Source organism: Embleya sp. NPDC059213 (assembly GCF_042754445.1).
Lineage (GTDB): Bacteria > Actinomycetota > Actinomycetes > Streptomycetales > Streptomycetaceae > Embleya.
Genome location: NZ_JBHZAV010000109.1, coordinates 1 through 16,620 on the forward strand (window position 1 = coordinate 1; position 16,620 = coordinate 16,620).

Below are 16,620 nucleotides of genomic sequence, written 5' to 3' on the forward strand. Positions count from 1 at the left end.
TCAATGCAACTCACGCCCGGAAACCCATCTGATATAATTAACCGCGAGCCTGTACACTTTTCCTCGCCGGGACGGAAACGCCTCGGTGATGGTGGGTGTAGCTCAGCTGGTAGAGCACCTGGTTGTGGTCCAGGAAGTCGCGGGTTCAAGTCCCGTCACTCACCCCAGACGAGGTCCCGAGGCACGCGAGTGCCTCGGGACCTCGCTCGTTTTGTACCGGTCCCCGGGTCGGTGCACCCGATGTCGGCGTTCGCGTTGTGTGTGGTGCCGGACGCGGCGTAGCGTGCGGTCACCTGAGGGTTACGCACGCGCAATCGGGAGGGTTTCGATCATGAGCACCGGCGAGTCCGAGCAGCCGTCGCGGCAGCGGTTGGACGACGAGAAGGCCGCGCTGTACGCGATGGACATCAGCGGTGTCACCTGGATCGGCTACGGCGAGGACACCACCGGCGAAGGCATCGTGGAGACCGCCGAACTGCCCGGTGGGGGCATGGCGATGCGGAACTCGATCCACCCGGAGGGGCCGATCCTGCGGTTCACCGAGGGCGAGTGGACCGCGTTCGTGCTCGGGGTGCGCGACGGCGAGTTCGACCTGGACCGGCTCGCCGAGCCGCTGCCGGAGCAGCGCGGCTGACCCGGTTCCCGACGTCTCGCCCGATGCCTGGTCGGGCGAGTGGGGCGGGCGGGCGTCATCCGTTTCGCTCGTTTGGCACCCTGTGTACCGGTTACTCCTCGGTGGACGTCCCACCGACGAGGGAGATCCGTGTCCACAACCACCTCCGGGGTGGAGATCAGCGCGGTCGGCCTGGCGGCATCCGGACCGGACGGCACGATCTTTCGCGATGTCCGGCTGACCGCGCCCGCAGCGGGTCTGACCGTGCTCGTCGGCCCGGCCGGTGCCGGCCGCACCTCGCTGTTGCTCGCGCTCGGCGGCCGGTTCCGCACCGACGCGGGCCGCGTGACCGTCGCGGGCAGCCACAGCGCCGCGTCCGCTCGGGCGCACACCGCACTCGCCCGCGCCCGGCCCGGTCTGGACCTGGAACCCCACCTGTTCGTCGCCGAGACGGTCGCCGAGCGCCGAGCCATCGGCGGCGGCCTGCCCACCCAGCCCGCGCTCGCCCGGATGTACGACCTGCTGCGCATCGACCCACCCGGCCACGTCCTGGTCGAGCACCTGGCCGCGGTGGAGCAGTTGTTGTTCTCGGTCGCGTTGGCCGCGGCCGGGCGGCCCGGCGCGGTCCTGGTCGACGACGTGGACAGCGGCATCGCGGGCGCCGACCTGCTGCGCGCGTGGCGGGCGTTGCGCGAGTTGGCCGACACCGGCATCACCGTCGTCGCCACCGCGACCGAGGCGCCGCGCGGCGCCGACGCGGTGGTGGACCTGCCCGGACACCACCTGTACCCGAGAGGCGGTATCGCCTGATGGGTGTGCTGCGCCTGGCCTGGTTCGAACTACGGCGATTCCGAGGCCCGTTGCCCCGGCTGGTACCGGTCATGCTGATGCTGGTGCCGACCCTGTACGGCGCGCTCTACCTGTGGTCGAACTGGGACCCGTACGGTCGGCTGAACCAGGTCCCGGTGGCCTTCGTGAACGAGGATCGGCCGGTGGACGTGCGCGGGCAGCACATCGACGCGGGCGGCCGGTTGACCGAATCGATCCGGACGGACGACAACTTCCGGTGGAAGGTCACCGACGCGAAGGCGGCCCGAACCGGCCTGGAGGACGGCGACTACCACTTCGTGGTCACCGTGCCGGCGGACTTCAGTGCGACGCTGGCCACCACGGCGTCGGACCGGCCGCAGCAGGCGAAGTTGTTCATGACCCTGGACGACGCGAACGGCTTCATCATCGGCAAGATGGCCGAGATCGCCAAGACGCAGTTGCAGCAGCAGATTTCGGCCACCACGCAGAGCACCCTGGTGCAGCAGCTCTACGGACAGACCGGGGCGCTCAAGGACGAACTGGCCCGCGCTGCCGACGGCGCCCGGCAACTGGCCGCCGGTGTCGGCACCGCGCCGCCGGATCAGGTCCGGCAGGGGGCCGAGCAACTCGCCGACGGCCTGGCCCGGCTGAACACGACGGTGCCGGCTCCGCCGCCGGCGCAGGCCGCGGGCGAGGACGCGCGGGTGCTCGGCGCGCCGGTGGCGATCGAGGTGACGAATCTGCATCCGGCGGTGCTGTACGGCCGCGGGCTGGCGCCGTTCTTCTTCGGCATCGCGCTGTGGGTGTTCGGGCTGGTCGGCTTTCTGCTCCTGCGGCCGTACAACCCGCGGGCGCTCGCGGGGCGGGCGGGTGCGGTCAAGGTGGCCATGGCCGGTTGGTTGCCGGCCGCCGCGCTCGGTCTGGCGGGTGCGTTCGTGCTGTACGCGGTGGTGCAACTGGGGCTGGGGCTGGACGCCGACGATCCGGGCCTGAGCCTGTTGCTGATCGCGTTGGCGGCGGTCACCTTCGTGGCCATCGCGCAGTTCCTGCGGGCCGCGTTCGGCGCGGTGGGCGACGTGCTGATCCTGGTGCTGTTGATGCTGCAACTCACCTCGTGCGGCGGCCTGTATCCGGTCACCACGACGCCCGAGCCGTTCCAGGCCCTGCATCCGGTGTTGCCGATGACGTACCTGGTGAACGGACTGCGGGTCACCCTCACGGGTGGCGAGGGCGCACGTTTGGGGGTGGCCTTCGCGGTGCTCGGCGGCTACCTGGTGGTGGCGCTGATCGCGACCGTGTTCGTGGTTCGGCATCGGCGGATGTGGACGATGGCATCGCTGAAGCCGGCCGTCGAGTTGTGACCGCGCACCGCTGATGGGTCAATGCACTCCCCCGTACGGTTGTACCCGGGGAGTGCAACCACGCCCGCTCCGTGCACGTCGCCCACAATCAGGGGGTACCGCGGGTTTGCCACCTGTGGTGGAAGAGGGAGAATCAGCGGCGATGAACGAGCAGGAGATACAGAAACTGAGGGCCGAGGCCGAGACCCGGACGCGGGAACTCGGGCCCGAGCACCCCGGTTCGCTCGACGCGCGCGCCGCGTGGGCCCGGGTGGTCGGTGACGAGGGCAGGCCCGCAGAGGCCGCTCGGATGTTCGGCGAGCTCGCGGGCGACTACGCGCGCGTGCTCGGTGCGCAACATCCGGACACGCTCCTGGCCCGGCACAACCATGCCTATTGCCTGGGATTGTCCGGGAACGCGGTCACCGCCGAGTCGCTGGCGCGCGATGTCGCGGCCGACTGTGTCCTGGTGCTCGGTCAGGACGATCCCGAGACGCTGAACGTGCGTGCCGGGTGGGCCCGATGGATCGGCGAGGCGGGTGACGCCGCGGGCGCCGCCCGGATGTTGCGACCGATCGTGGAGGAGGCGACCGACGCGCTCGGACCGGTGCATCCGGACACGCTGACCATCCGACACCAGCACGCGCACTGGGTGGGCCGCTCCGGCGAGACGATCCAGGCGGCCCGGTTGATGGCGGCGATCGCGGACGAGCGCGGCGAGGTGCACGAGCCGGACGATCCCGCGGCGTTGACGGCGCGGCACGACCGGGCGACCTGGGCGGGTGAGGCCGGTGACGTCTCGGTGGCCCGGGACGCGTTGATGCACCTGGTCGAGGACGCGACGCGGGTACTGGGACCGGACCACCACGACACGTTGGTGATCCGGCACAACCACGCGCACTGGACCGGCGAGTCCGGCGATCCGCTGGGCGCCCGGACGTTGCTGACCCAGTTGGTCGCGGACTGTGCGCGGGTGCTCGGCGAGCAACACCCGGACAGCGAGAACGCTCGACGCGGGCTGATGTGGTGGACCTACGGGCCCAAGGCCAACGACCCGGCGCCGACGTTCGCGACGGCGGTGGGCAACAGCTCGGTGCGGGCGGGGCGGCCGGCGAAGGAGCCGAAGCCGCCCAAGGCGGCGAAACCGCCGCGGGCGCCGAGGACACCGAGGGCCGAGCGGGCGGGGAAGGCGAAGGCGGCCGAGGCCGCGGCGGCTGCGCCGATCGAGGTGACCGCGCCCGCCGCGCCGGCGGCCGGCGCTTCGGCGGCGGTGCCACCGCCCGCGGAGCCGGACGGGGACGTTACGGCGTTCGCCCCGGTGGCCGGGCTCGTCCCGGACACCGAGGAGAACGCGGCGGTGTCGGCCGAGCCGGCTTCGCGACCCGACCCGGTCGAGGAGGCGGCACCGAAGGTCGATGCGGATCGGCCGGCCGGCGCGGACGCGTCCGCCGCGGACCGGGCGCCGGATGCTGCGGTGACCCGGGTGTCGAGCGTGGCCCCGGACGACGAGCCGATGCACGTGAACGGCTCGGCGGCTGCGGGGGACGAGGTCACCCGCGACGGGGAGCCCGACGAAAAGAAGTAGGCAGGGGGAGGGGCGCCATCGGAATCCTCCGATGGCGCTCCTCCACGTTCGGCGGGTGGTGTCGCCCCGCGCGCCGCGATGTCCGCGCCGCCGATGATCACTTGGTGCTGTCATATGTACGCAACACGAACGAAACGGGGAAAGGTCAGGATGCAAGACAGGTAATGGAGGAGGTGTCGCGTGCTGTACCGACTGAGGGTGTCGCTGCCGGATCGGCCCGGATCGCTCGCGCGGATCACGCAGTTGCTGGGCGCGGCGGGCGCCGACGTGATGCAGATGACCGTGCTCGAACAGCTCGGCGGCCGTGCGGTCGACGAGTTCACGCTCTCCTGGGGTGGTGAGCGGGACATCGCCGCGCTGGTCGGCGCGATGGAGCGCTCGGTGGGTGTCCGGGTCGAGGGCTGCTGGGCGGCCGGCGAGGTGCCCGGATCCGCGCCGGAATTGGACGTGCTGGGGCAGGTGGCGCGCGATCCGGGACGGGCGGTGGCCACGCTGATCGACGCGGCGCCCACGCTCTTCCACGCGGACTGGGCGGTCGCCACGCGCGGCGGACGCGGTCGGCAGCTCGTGCACCAGAGCTGGCGGGCCCCGGAGACGCCGGTGCTGCCCGCGCTCACCCCGATGCGCCCGCTGGCCTTCGCCTACGAGGGCGACCCGAGCGGCCACGGCGCGGCGGCGCCGATCGGCGCCTCCTGGCTGACCCTGTACGTGGTCCGGCACGAGGGACCCGCCTTCCACCGCACCGAACTCGAACGCCTGGGCCGCATCGTCGACGTCGCGTTGGGCGTCCTGGGCGAGCGCGGTGCGGCGAAGGCCGCGGGCGGGACCGGATAGGTTGGGATTCGGCTCGGCCGCCCTGCGCTCGCGGGGGTGTGGACCGCCCATCCCGTGCTCGGGCGGGGTTTTGTGGCGCGCGGGGTGGGAACCAATTGATGCTATTCAGCGTGTAACGATCGGAACAACTATGATTGTGTAATTGTGCGTACTTCGGGGCATCGAGCCGAGCGCACATCGAGCGCGGGGGCCCGACGAAGGCGACGACGACGTGCAGGACAAGGATGAGACGTCCCCGGCGGCCGACGCCGTTTCGGGGGCGTCGGGTGGGGAGCCGGGATCGGAGCGTCCCGGTCGCATAGAACGGCGCATCCGGGATCGGCGACGCCGACGGCGGCGCATCCTGGCCTGGACCGCCGGCGGGCTCGTCACCCTGCTGCTGGCCGCGGGGGGCTTCGGGTGGTGGTTGTACGACCACCTCAACGGCAACATCCGCACGCAGGACTTCGCCGACCAGTTGACCGATCGACCGCCGCCCACCGGCGGGATGAACGTGCTGCTCGTGGGGTCCGACTCGCGCGCCGGTGACAATTCCGCGTACGGCCGGGACGACGGCGGGACCCAGCGCTCGGACACCACGATCCTGCTGCACGTGCCCGAGGGGCGCAAGACCGCGACCGCGGTCAGCTTCCCGCGCGACCTGATGGTCTCGGTGCCCGCGTGTCGCACCACGACGGGCGGCACCCAGCGCGCCTACTTCGGCCAGTTCAACAGTGCGATGGAGGTCGGTGGCGTGCCGTGTGTGGCGGCCACCGTGGAACGGCTCACCGGTGCGCGCATCGATCATCAGATCACCATCGACTTCACCGGGTTCAAGAAGGTCGTGGACGCGCTCGGCGGCGTGCCGATGCACATCGAGCAGCCGATCGACGACAAGGCCGCGCACCTGCAACTGCCCGCCGGTGACATCACCCTCGACGGGGAGCAGGCGCTCGGCTTCGTGCGTGTGCGCAAGAGCCTGGGCGACGGCAGCGACATCCAGCGGATCGCGCGTCAGCAGGAGTTCCTCAAGGCGCTGATCAAGAAGGTCCAGGACGAGAACCTGCTGACCAACCCGGCCAAGGCGTACAACGTGATGGACGCCGCGACCAAGGCGATCACCACCGACTCCGGGATCAACTCGCTGGTCAGCCTGTACGACTTCGCCAACGGCCTGCGCGGCATCCCGCTGGACAGGATCGAGTTCACCACCACGCCGCTGACCGACTACGCGCCGGACCCCAACCGGGTCGCGCTCAAGCAGCCCGACGCGGCGCAACTGTTCACCCGGCTTCGCGACGGTGCGCCGGCGCCCACGCCGGCCGCGACCGCGACCGCGAGCGTCGGAACGGCCGGGGCCGGTAGCACGAATCAGGGCAGTGCGGGACGTTAACCGCCACCCGGCCGTGCCCTCGGGGCGTTGAACTGTACGGTGCAGGGGTCCGCCGACGACACAGCGTCCGGGCCCCGGGGCAAGACTCGGTAATGGGGCCGCCCGCGACGCTTTACGGTGGACTCGCGAGGGTGCTGGGTGCGGACCGAGGGGCTGGTGGCAGGGGCGCCATGACGGGTCGGGTTCTTCAGGTGGTGCAGGGCACTCGTTGGCGACGGCGCACGGGTGAGTACACCTCGATCGGCGCCGCGGTCGGCGCCGCGGCGGCGGGTGACTCGATTCTGGTCGCGCCCGGGACGTACCGCGAGGACGTGTCGATAGCCGTCGCGGTGACGGTGGTCGGCTCGGACGGGCCGGGGACGGTGGTGTTGACCGCCGCCGACGGCGTCGCGCTGACGATCACCTCGGACGCGGCCGTGCACGGTCTGGTCGTCGAGGGTGGCGCCGGGGTGTTGTCGCCGGCCATCGTGATCGAGGGTTGCGCGCCGATACTGGAGGAGTGTGTGGTCCGGGCCGCCTCGGTGGTCGGGGTCGAACTGCGCGCGGGAGCCGACCCGATGATGCGCCGCTGTCGGGTGAGCAACCCGCAGGGGGTGGGCATCGGGGTGACCGGCCGCTCGCGGGGCACCTTCGAGGACTGCGAGATCGGCGACACCGGACGTGAGGGCTTCGACGTGCGCGAGGGCAGCGCGCCGATCCTGCGCCGCGGTCGGGTGCGCGACGCGTCCGGGCACGGACTGCGGTTCACCGGCCCGGGGACCACCGGCAGCGTGCAGGAGTGCGAGATCCACGACGGCTCCGACGCGGAGCCCGCGGTGTTCGTCGGCGACCAGGCCGCGCCGCACCTGACCGGCCTGCACATCCACGACGTGGGCGGCGGCGGCATCTGCGTCGCGGGCGGTGCGGCGCCGATCATCGCCGACTCGCGGATCGAGCGGGTCGGCTGGGCGGGCATCTCGGTCGGCGGCCAGGGCAGCGCCGGATCGCTCTCGCGCACCGAGATCACCTCGGTCAAGGGCACCGGCGTCCAGGCCGACGACCTGGCCACGTTCTCGCTCGACGACTGCACGATCCGCGACGCCGAGGGCAACGGCGTGTCCGTCGACCGCGGCGCCAACCTGACCCTGGTCGGCTGTCGGCTGCGCGACATGGGCCGCAACGGCGTCGACGTGCACGGTCACTCCGAGGTCACCCTGAGCGGGTGCACGATCCGCAGCTTCGGCCGCAACGGCCTCTCGCTCGCCGACCACGGCGCCCGGGCGTCCGCGATCGACTGCGAGTTCCACGACTCCACCGGCGGCAAGCCGGCCGTGTGGGTGGCCGACGGCGCGGACGCGGCGCTGGGCGAGTGCCGCATCCACGACGTGTTGGACGGGGTCAAGGTGGCCGGCTCCGGCACCGGCCTGTCCATGCACGACTGCGAGATCCACGACGTGGACGAGACCGGCATCGGGATCGGCGCCGGCGCGGTGGTCTCGGTCAAGTCCTGCAAGGTCCGCAAGGCCACCACCGGTGTGTGGTTCATGGAATCGGACTGCGGCGGGATCATCGCCGACTGCACCATCGAGGACACCACCGACGGCGTCTCGGTCACCGGCGCGGCCGGTCCCACCGTGCGCCGGGTCCGGGTGGACCGGGCGAGCGGTGAGGGCATCCGCGTCGCCGGGGGCGGGCGCGGCGACTTCGAGGACTGCGAGGTGCTCGGCGGGCGCGGCTACGGTGTCCACGTGCGCGAGGGTTGCCACCCGGTGTTCACCCGGTGCACCACGCGGGACAATGCCAAGGGCGGCTTCGAGTTCGCCGGTCCGGGGCCGGTGGCGGTCGAGTGCACGTCGCAGGGGGACGGGGCGAGCGGCACGGAGACACCGGCCGGCGGCGGGATCCTGGGTACGCCCGGCCCGATCGCGGCGGCGGGCGCGCAACCACAGGGCGTGGCCACGCTGACCGCCACGCTGCCGATCCCGGGCGCGCGCGAGGGCGGGGCGGTGGACGGACCCGTCGCCGAGGCGTCCGGGCGCACCGTGGACGAACTGCTCGCCGAATTGGACGCGTTGGTCGGCCTGGCCGGGGTCAAGACCGAGGTGCGCAACCTGATCGACCTGATCTCGGTCGGCCGGCGGCGCGAGGAGGCCGGACTCAAGGCGCCCACGCTGCGCCGGCACCTGGTCTTCACCGGCTCACCGGGCACCGGCAAGACCACGGTGGCCCGCCTCTACGGCGAGATCGCCCAGGCGCTCGGCGTGTTGCGGATGGGCCACCTGGTCGAGGTCTCCCGGGTCGACCTGGTCGGCGAACACATCGGCTCGACCGCGCCGCGCACCAAGGAGGTCTTCGACCGGGCCCGCGGCGGTGTTTTGTTCATCGACGAGGCGTACAGCCTGGCTCCGCCGGATCCCTCGCGCGACTTCGGCCGCGAGGCGATCGACACGCTGGTGAAGATGATGGAGGACCACCGCGACGACGTGGTGGTGATCGTGGCCGGCTACACCGACGAGATGGAACGCTTCCTGGGCGCCAACCCCGGCTTCGGGTCCCGGTTCTCGCGCACCATCACCTTCCAGGACTACTCGGCCGACGACCTGGTCGAGATCACCCGCAAGCAGGTGAGCGAGCACGAGTACGTGCTCACCGACGACGCGTGCGATGCGCTGCTGGGCTACTTCCGCCGGCTTCCGCGCGGCGCCGCGTTCGGCAACGCGCGTGAGGCGCGGCGGACGTTCGAGGCGATGATCGAGCGGCATGCGACCCGGTTGGCCCAACTGCCGGGCGCGGGCATGGAGGAGTTGCGCACGTTGCATTCGGAGGATCTCCCCGAACTGCGATGAATCGGCCCGCGCCGGCGGGGTAACGGCCGATGGGGCGCGGTCGCCCGCGTCGCGCGGTGGACGGTGCGCAGGACTGTGGGCGGTGCGCAGGGTTGTGGATGGTTGCGACGGCGAAGGAGCCTCACGTGCCGGTCATGGGCATCGACATCGGCGGGACCGGGATCAAGGGCGCGCCGGTGGACCCCGCCGCCGGCGCGCTGACCCACGAGCGGGTGCGGTTGCTCACGCCCGAGCCGTCCGAGCCGCAGGCGGTGATCGGGGTGGTCCGCGAGGTGCTGGAGCAGTTCGCCGACACCGCGGGTCCGGTCGGCATCACCTTCCCGGGCGTGGTCCGCGACGGCATCGTGCGCACTGCGGCGAACGTGGACAAGTCGTGGATCGACCTGGACGCCGACGCGTTGTTCACCGCGACGCTGGGCCGGCCGGTGACGATGGTCAACGACGCGGACGCGGCCGGCGTCGCCGAGATGCGCTTCGGCGCGGGCCGGGGGCAGCGCGGCACGGTGCTGATGTTGACCTTCGGCACCGGTATCGGCAGCGCGCTGTTCGTGGACGGCACGTTGGTGCCCAACACCGAGCTGGGGCACCTGGAGTTGGCCGGCCACGAGGCGGAGCGTCGGGCCTCGGCGGTGGCCCGGGAGACGCACGATCTCTCCTGGGAGAAGTGGGCCGCACGGGTACAGGAGTACCTGCGGCACGTGGAGATGCTCTTCTCCCCGTCGCTGATCATCATCGGCGGCGGGATCAGCAAGAAGCCGGAGAAGTTCCTGCCGTACATCAAGATCCGCGCCGACCTGGTGCCGGCGAGGTTGCACAACGACGCGGGCATCGTGGGCGCGGCGATGCTGGTGGCCGGGGACTGAGGCCGGGGCCGTCCTGCGGGCCGACGGCCGTCGGTGCGGTCTATCGGGCGGATGCCGCCGGCGAGCGGGTGTCCGGGCGATCGCGGCGGGAGGCACGCAGTACGCCGCCGAGCAGCTCGGCGATGTTCCACGCGTCGTCGACGCCCCGGTGGTGGGTGCCCTCCTGCGGGAGGCCGGCGTGTTCGAGGGCGGCGGCCATGCCGAGTTCGCGGTCCAGACCGTGGGCGAGCGAGTACAGCGACTTGGCGTTGAGGTGGCGGGTGCCGAAGGGATACGGGACACCCTCGGCGGCGCATTGGCGCTCGAACTGTTGCCGGTCGTACTCGCCCCAGCTCGCCCAGACCCGCTGATGGGTCCGGAACTCGGTGCGCAACAGTGCGCACGCCTCGGCGAAGGAGCGGCCGGTCGCCACCTTCGCCTGGGTCAGCGTGGTCAGTTCGGTGCAGAACGCGCCGACGGTGGAGTGGGTCGGGCGGACCAGGATGCCGCGGTTGGCGTCGCGCTCGCCGGTGGCGATGTCGAGGGTGGCGACGCCGATCTCGATGATCTCGCCGTGCTGCCCCTCGGGAGGCGGGCCGTCCCAGCAGGTCGCCTCGACGTCGATCACCACGAGCAGGTCCATCAGTCGTTTCGCCATGCCGGTCAGGACACCATTACGGACTTCGTGCTACCACTGGTTTTTGTTCTGACGGTACGTCAGATGCACGGCCCGCCCGTCCACGGAGGAGTTCGAAATGGGTACGCACAAGACATCACCCGAAACCGGCGTCGTGATCACCGGCGGTGCCTCGGGCATCGGGCGGGCCACCGCGCGGGCGCTGGCCGCCACCGGCCGACCGGTCGCGCTGTGGGACATCGCGGCGGGCCCGGTCGAGGAGGCGGCCAAGGAGATCGAGGCCGAGCACGGCGTGCCGGCGCTCGGTCTGGCCCTGGACGTCACCGACACCGAGGCGTATGCGGCCGCGATCCACGCCTCGGTCGAGGCGCTGGGCACGATCGGCGGATTCGTGCACGCGGCGGGCATCGTCGACTCGACCCCGATCACCGAGGTCACCGCCGAGAACTGGGACCGCGTCCTGGACGTCAACCTGCGCTCGTTCGCGCTGCTGGTCCAGGCGCTCACCCCGCACCTGCGCGAACACGCCGGCTCGGCGATCGTGGGCATCGCCTCGCTCAACGCGATCGTCGGCAACGCGCTCAACCCGTCCTACTGCGCGTCCAAGTCGGGCATGCTCGGCCTGAACCGCTCGATCGCCGCCAAGCTCGCCGAGTACCACATCCGCAGCAACGTGGTCTGCCCCGGCTACGTCGAGACCCCGATGCTGGCCCGCTCCTTCGCCCGCCCCGGCACCCGGGAGCGGATGGAGAACAGCTCCCCGCTGCGCAGGCTGGGCCGTCCGGAGGAGATCGCCGGCGCGATCCGATTCCTGCTGAGCGACGAGGCGTCGTTCGTCACGGGCACACACTTGATGGTGGACGGTGGAATGACGGAAACGGTCTGACGTGTCGGGGCAGGGCTGCCCCGAGCGGACGCCGCCCTGCCCCGAGTGACCGTCACGCTCGACCCGGACACCCGGTTGCGGATGCGCCGACGTGGGATTTCGGGGTGCCCCGCTCAGGCTGTTCTATCGCGTACTCAGTTCCACCACCGTGACCTCCGGGGGTGCTCCGACGCGTACCGGTGGGCCCCAGAAGCCGGCGCCTCGGGTGATGTAGAGCATCGTGTCGTCGACCCTGTGCAGGCCGGCGACGGCCGGTTGGTCGAGCTTGACCATGAGTTGCACCGGGAACATCTGGCCGCCGTGGGTGTGGCCGGAGAGTTGTACGTCGACGTCGTACTTGGCGGCCCGGTCCACCTGGACCGGCTGGTGGGCGAGCAGTACCACCGGGCGGGACGGGTCGCGGTCGGCCAGTGCCTTGGCGAAGTCGGGGCCGTCGTGGTGCGACTTGCCGGTGACGTCGTTGACCCCGGCCAGGTCGAAGGCCGCGCCGCCCCGGGCGATCTCCAGCCGGTCGTTGGCCAGTGTGTGCACGTTCAGTTCGGCGAGTTCGGCGACCCAATCCGCCGCGCCGGACATGTAGTCGTGGTTGCCGGTGACGAAGAAGGACCCATGACGACTGGTCAACCGCCGCAACGGCTCGGCGTCGCCGCCCAGTTGCCCGGCCGTGCCGTCGGCCAGGTCGCCGACGACGGCGACCAGGTCCGGGTTGGTCCGGTTGATCGTCTCCACCACGCGCGTGGTGTGCGCACGTCCGAGCAGCGGGCCCAGATGGATGTCGCCGACCACCGCGATCCGAAAACCGGCCAGCCGAGGGTCGAGCCGGGCGATCGGTATGCGGACCCGCACGGTGCGCGGCGCGCCCAATGCCTGGGACATCCCGTATCCGACGGTGCCCAGCGAGGTGCCCGCCGCCAACAGCGCGACCGAGCGGCTCAGCACCAGCCGGCGGTCCGGAGCCCACGGCGTGCCCGCGGCGGCGGCCGGCGGCTCCGAGGTGTCGGCGTCCCCGTCCCCGTCCGCGCCGACCGCGACCGGGACGGCGACCGGCAGGTCCGCGGGCTGCTCGGCCGCCCCCGCGCGCCGCCGCAGCGTCCGCAGCGCGAGCAGCCGAGGCACCTCCAGCACCGCGAGCGCGAGCACCACGTAGAGCAGCAGGGCCATCCAGACGAAGCCCGGCCAGGCGATCCACTCCGTGCCGCGTGGGCCGAACACCTTGGGCAGGACCAACGCGCCCACCATCGACACGCCGAGCGCGACCACCACGCCCGCGCCGATCCGCCGCACCGGCCCCGACCGGGTGGTGTCGCGCACGAGCCGCCGCCACACGTAGAGGTGCACGCCGACCAGCAGCGCGAGCACGGCGACGGCCGCGACGATCACCAGGACAACGGTCAAGGCAGGACTCCCGAGTGAATGGATGTTTCCCGGGAAGCGTGTCACGCCCGTGCCGGCACCGGCATCCGGCTCGCGGAGTATCCGAGGTTGCTCCCGTGGGCGCAATGCGGCGTCGTTCGCCGTATCCTGACGCGGTAGCGACACTCGACGATGGCCCGGTCACGCCGCGAAGTGGCCCACTCGTGAAGCGAATCAAGCACCGCGAACACCGATCGAACCGCATCGATCGCATCGGCACGCACGTCGACGGGAGGCGCTCCTCCCGGGAGCGATGACCTCGCGCGGCGGCCCTCGCCCCGCCGACCCCGCGTACCACGTCAACACCCGCGCCGAGCTGAAACGGCAGCGCCGACCCCGGGCGCACGGCTGCTGGGACCACCTCTACCTCGCGCCGCTGTGGCCCAAGCACGGCGTCAACCTCGGCACCCTGCTGCGCACGTGTGACGCGGTCGGCGCGTGCCTGGTCGTGCCGCGCCTGCCCTGGGTGCCCGAGGCACTGGCCCGCGGCAACACGCTGCGCCGGCCGACCTGCGTGCATCGGGTCGGCAACCCGCTCACCTGGTTGGCCGGTCGACGCGAGCGCGGCGCCCGGGTGGTCGGCGTCGAACTCGCCGACGACGCGGTCCGACTCGCCGACCTCGAACCCGCCCGCCGACCCACCATCGCCGTGCTCGGACACGAGAGCGACGGCATCCCGTTCGAGGCGTTGCCGTTCATCGACGAGATGGTGGAGATCCCGATGATCGGCACCGGCACCAGCCTCAACGTCGCGGTGGCCGGGTCGCTGGTCGCCTACAAGCTCGCGGGTCTGCTCTGACGGCGGGTCCTATGCTCGATGCCATGGTGCGAGTGCAGACGTCGCTGGGTGGCCTGATCGGCGAGGAGTCGGACGGGGTCCGGATTTTTCGAGGGGTACCCTTCGCCGCGCCGCCGCTGGGACCGGCCCGGTTTCGGCCGGCCGGGCCGGCGGCGGCCTGGGACGGGGATCGGGACGCGCGCGAATTCGCCCGCGCGGCGCCGCAGCCGATGGGCCAGTACGGCGCCGCGCCGGTGGCTGTCGACGAGGACTGCCTGTACCTGAACATCCACGCGCCCGCCGGGCCCGGCCCGCACCCGGTGCTCGTGTGGGTGCACGGCGGCGGATACACCGGCGGGGCGTCCTTCGAGGGCGTGTACGACGGCAGCGGGTTCGCCCGGCGCGGCGTGCTGGTGGTCACGCTCGCCTACCGCCTCGGCGTGCTCGGGCTGTTGCACCTGCGGCACCTGCTGGGCGAGGAGTACGCCGCCTCCGGGGTCAACGCACTCCTGGACGTGGTTCAGGGGCTGCGCTGGGTGCGCGAACACATCGGCGCCTTCGGCGGGGATCCCGACCGGGTCACCCTCGGCGGGGTCTCGGCCGGCGCGAAGCTCACCGCCAACCTGCTCGCGCTGCCCGCCGCTCGTGGGCTCTTCCACCGGGCGATCGTGCAGAGCGGCGGGGCCCAGACGGTGCGCAGCGTGCCGGAGGCCGAGCAGGCCACCGGCGACGTGCTGGCCGCGCTGGGGATCGCCCCGGATCGGGCCGCCGCGCTGATCCGGGTCCCCGTGGCCGAGTTGCTCGACGCGCAGGCCGAGGCGATCGGGCGCGGCGCGGCGCGGTTCGTGTTCCGGCCGGTGGTCGATCCCGCCGGGCCGCTGCCGGTGACCCCGGTGCGCGCGATCCGGGGCGACGTGCCGATCCTGCTCGGGTCGAATCAGGACGAGGAGGAGATGTTCGTGGTCATGGAGGGTACGGACGCCCACGAGCCCGGACCCGCCGACCTGGCCAACCTGCGCCGCCCGGACGACCTCGCCGCCCTGGTGCGCAGGTACGCGGAGCTGTATCCCGAGCTGAACGGGCGTTCGCGGCGGATCCGGCTGCTCACCGCGGAGTCCTACGGGATACCGACCGTCCGGCTCGCCGAGGCGCAACTCGCGGCCGGCGGAACGGCGTACCTGTACCGGTTCCGCTGGGCGCCCAAGGCACATCCGCAACGGCTCGGATCGCCGCACGCGATCGACATCCCGTTCGTGTTCGGCACGTTGGACACGCCGCTCGGTCGCTGGTTGACCGGCGGTGTGCCGCCCGCCGCGCGGGAGTTGTCCGATCGTGTGCAGCAGGCGTGGGCCGCGTTCGTCGAGGGTGGGCCGCCGGTGGCCGACGGGCTGCCGCACTGGCCCGAGTACGACCCGATCGAGCGGCGCACGATGTTGCTCGACGTGCCGGCGACGGTGGTCGGGGATCCGGATCGGGAGGAGCGGCGGGTGTGGGACCACGCGCTGTGAATCCGGTCGGGGCGGCGGCGCTCGCCGATCTGATGCCGTGGGGGACGACCGGGATCGGCACGGGCCGAACCTGGGTGTACGCGCCCGAACGCGAGACGCTGCGTCGGCGCTGGGCCGGGTTGGCCGCCGCCGAGGACCGCAACGCCCTGTTGCAGCCGACCCGTTCGCGGACCGAGTCGTCTCGGCCCGCGCCGCTGCCCGGGTGTGACGCGCCGACCGGCCCGCTGGCGCGGGTGGTCGGGCCGACGCCTCGACTGGTGCGGGTCGCCCGGCGGCCCTTCGATCGGCAGTGGCTGCTCGCGGACCACCGCGTGGTGGACTTCGCCCGGCCCGAACTGTGGCGGGTGCGCGGGGACCGGCAGGTCTACCTGACGGAGCGTCAAGCCGGGGATCCCTGGCCGCTGCTGTGCAGTGCGCTGCTGCCGGACGCGGCGCACCACGGCGGTCGCGGCGGGCGGGTCGCGCCGCTGTACCGGGACCCGGCGGGCCGCGAGCCCAACCTGGTGCCCGGATTGGTCGAACTGCTCGCGGACCGGCTCGCCGTCCCGGTCGCGGCCGAGGACCTGTTCGGCTGGATCGTGGCGGTGACGGTGGACCCGGCGCGGGTGCCGCTGACCGCCGACCCGGGGCTGTGGACGGCGGGCGTCGAACTCGGCCGCCGACTGATCGGCCTGTACACGTTCGGTGCGCGCTTCGGCCGCCCCGGCGACGGCAAGCCCCGGCTGCCGGGCGGGCGCCGCCCGTTCGTGCGCGAGCCGATCCCGGCCCGGCCGACCGGCGCGACCTATGACCAGGAGAGCCGTTCGTTGCTGCTGGGCACCGGCCGGATCGGGCCGGTGCCGCGCGAGGTGTGGGACCTGGGCATCCTCGAACCGTGGATCGCGGCCCGCACCGAACCCCCGGGCGAGGGCCTGGAGCGGATCCGCGAGCGCACCTGGTCGAGCGAGCTGACCAGCGAACTGATCGACCTGCTGCACGTGTTGGGCCTGCTCGCCGACCTGACCGCGGCCCAGGCCGAACTCCGTGCCCGGGCCGGCGCAGGCCCCACTCTCGACCCCACCGCCCTGCTCCCACCCGCCCCCGCGACCCGCCGCCCGCCGACCGTCCTCGACAGCACCGAGGAGGGTCCGGGCGGCCAGGCCGTCCTGATCTGACCCGGACCACCCGGCTCGTTCGC

At 72.3% G+C, this 16,620-nt stretch carries 14 protein-coding genes and 1 tRNA gene; 13 read left to right on the plus strand and 2 right to left on the minus strand.

All coding sequences use genetic code 11. The annotated features are described in order from the left end of the window. Nucleotides 1-91: 91 nt before the first annotated feature. From ACFXMF_RS31535 to ppgK, 9 genes are all read left to right on the plus strand, one after another. A tRNA-His gene (locus ACFXMF_RS31535) sits at nt 92-167 on the plus strand. 164 nt (nt 168-331) lie between these two features. Continuing rightward, the gene (locus tag ACFXMF_RS31540) at nt 332-634 is read left to right on the plus strand and encodes a DUF397 domain-containing protein (protein WP_360307699.1); all 303 of its coding nucleotides are present in this window, start codon (nt 332-334) and stop codon (nt 632-634) included. 129 nt (nt 635-763) lie between these two features. Continuing rightward, entirely contained in the window at nt 764-1,423 is a 660-nt protein-coding gene (locus tag ACFXMF_RS31545; RefSeq protein WP_379992716.1) for an ATP-binding cassette domain-containing protein, read from the plus strand. Next, entirely contained in the window at nt 1,423-2,784 is a 1,362-nt protein-coding gene (locus ACFXMF_RS31550; RefSeq protein WP_379992717.1) for a YhgE/Pip domain-containing protein, read from the plus strand. Before ACFXMF_RS31545 ends, ACFXMF_RS31550 begins: the two co-directional genes overlap by 1 nt. A 142-nt stretch (nt 2,785-2,926) precedes the next feature. Continuing rightward, nucleotides 2,927-4,348: a tetratricopeptide repeat protein gene (locus ACFXMF_RS31555; protein ID WP_380020886.1), complete on the plus strand. Its 1,422-nt coding sequence runs from the start codon at nt 2,927-2,929 to the stop codon at nt 4,346-4,348. 180 nt (nt 4,349-4,528) lie between these two features. Then, complete coding sequence (locus tag ACFXMF_RS31560; RefSeq protein WP_360307711.1) at nt 4,529-5,182, plus strand: ACT domain-containing protein; 654 nt, start codon at nt 4,529-4,531, stop codon at nt 5,180-5,182. Nucleotides 5,183-5,393: 211 nt separating this feature from the next. Beyond that, nucleotides 5,394-6,554, plus strand: coding sequence for an LCP family protein (locus ACFXMF_RS31565; RefSeq protein ID WP_360307714.1), 1,161 nt, complete (start codon nt 5,394-5,396; stop codon nt 6,552-6,554). A gap of 170 nt (nt 6,555-6,724) precedes the next feature. Further along, nucleotides 6,725-9,379 (plus strand): right-handed parallel beta-helix repeat-containing protein, encoded by a 2,655-nt coding sequence (locus tag ACFXMF_RS31570; RefSeq protein WP_360307717.1) that lies wholly within the window; start codon nt 6,725-6,727, stop codon nt 9,377-9,379. A gap of 125 nt (nt 9,380-9,504) precedes the next feature. After that, nucleotides 9,505-10,242 (plus strand): polyphosphate--glucose phosphotransferase, encoded by a 738-nt coding sequence (ppgK, locus tag ACFXMF_RS31575; RefSeq protein ID WP_379990787.1) that lies wholly within the window; start codon nt 9,505-9,507, stop codon nt 10,240-10,242. 40 nt (nt 10,243-10,282) lie between these two features. Here ppgK and ACFXMF_RS31580 read toward each other — a convergent pair whose 3' ends face one another. Further along, the gene (locus tag ACFXMF_RS31580) at nt 10,283-10,879 is read right to left on the minus strand and encodes a 3'-5' exonuclease (RefSeq protein WP_360307723.1); all 597 of its coding nucleotides are present in this window, start codon (nt 10,877-10,879) and stop codon (nt 10,283-10,285) included. A gap of 97 nt (nt 10,880-10,976) precedes the next feature. Between ACFXMF_RS31580 and ACFXMF_RS31585 the strand changes: the two genes are divergently transcribed. Then, complete coding sequence (locus ACFXMF_RS31585; RefSeq protein WP_379990786.1) at nt 10,977-11,744, plus strand: SDR family NAD(P)-dependent oxidoreductase; 768 nt, start codon at nt 10,977-10,979, stop codon at nt 11,742-11,744. 123 nt (nt 11,745-11,867) lie between these two features. On the opposite strand, the gene ACFXMF_RS31590 is transcribed toward ACFXMF_RS31585, so the two are convergent. Beyond that, complete coding sequence (locus ACFXMF_RS31590; RefSeq protein WP_379990785.1) at nt 11,868-13,139, minus strand: metallophosphoesterase; 1,272 nt, start codon at nt 13,137-13,139, stop codon at nt 11,868-11,870. A gap of 271 nt (nt 13,140-13,410) precedes the next feature. On the opposite strand from ACFXMF_RS31590, the gene ACFXMF_RS31595 reads away from it, so the two are divergent. From ACFXMF_RS31595 to ACFXMF_RS31605, 3 genes are read left to right on the plus strand one after another with little or no spacing between them, the layout of a single operon-like run. Further along, nucleotides 13,411-13,956 (plus strand): TrmH family RNA methyltransferase, encoded by a 546-nt coding sequence (locus tag ACFXMF_RS31595; protein WP_360307731.1) that lies wholly within the window; start codon nt 13,411-13,413, stop codon nt 13,954-13,956. 23 nt (nt 13,957-13,979) lie between these two features. Further along, nucleotides 13,980-15,443 (plus strand): carboxylesterase family protein, encoded by a 1,464-nt coding sequence (locus ACFXMF_RS31600; protein WP_360307734.1) that lies wholly within the window; start codon nt 13,980-13,982, stop codon nt 15,441-15,443. After that, nucleotides 15,425-16,597: a type ISP restriction/modification enzyme gene (locus ACFXMF_RS31605; RefSeq protein WP_360307737.1), complete on the plus strand. Its 1,173-nt coding sequence runs from the start codon at nt 15,425-15,427 to the stop codon at nt 16,595-16,597. Before ACFXMF_RS31600 ends, ACFXMF_RS31605 begins: the two co-directional genes overlap by 19 nt. Nucleotides 16,598-16,620: the final 23 nt, after the last annotated feature.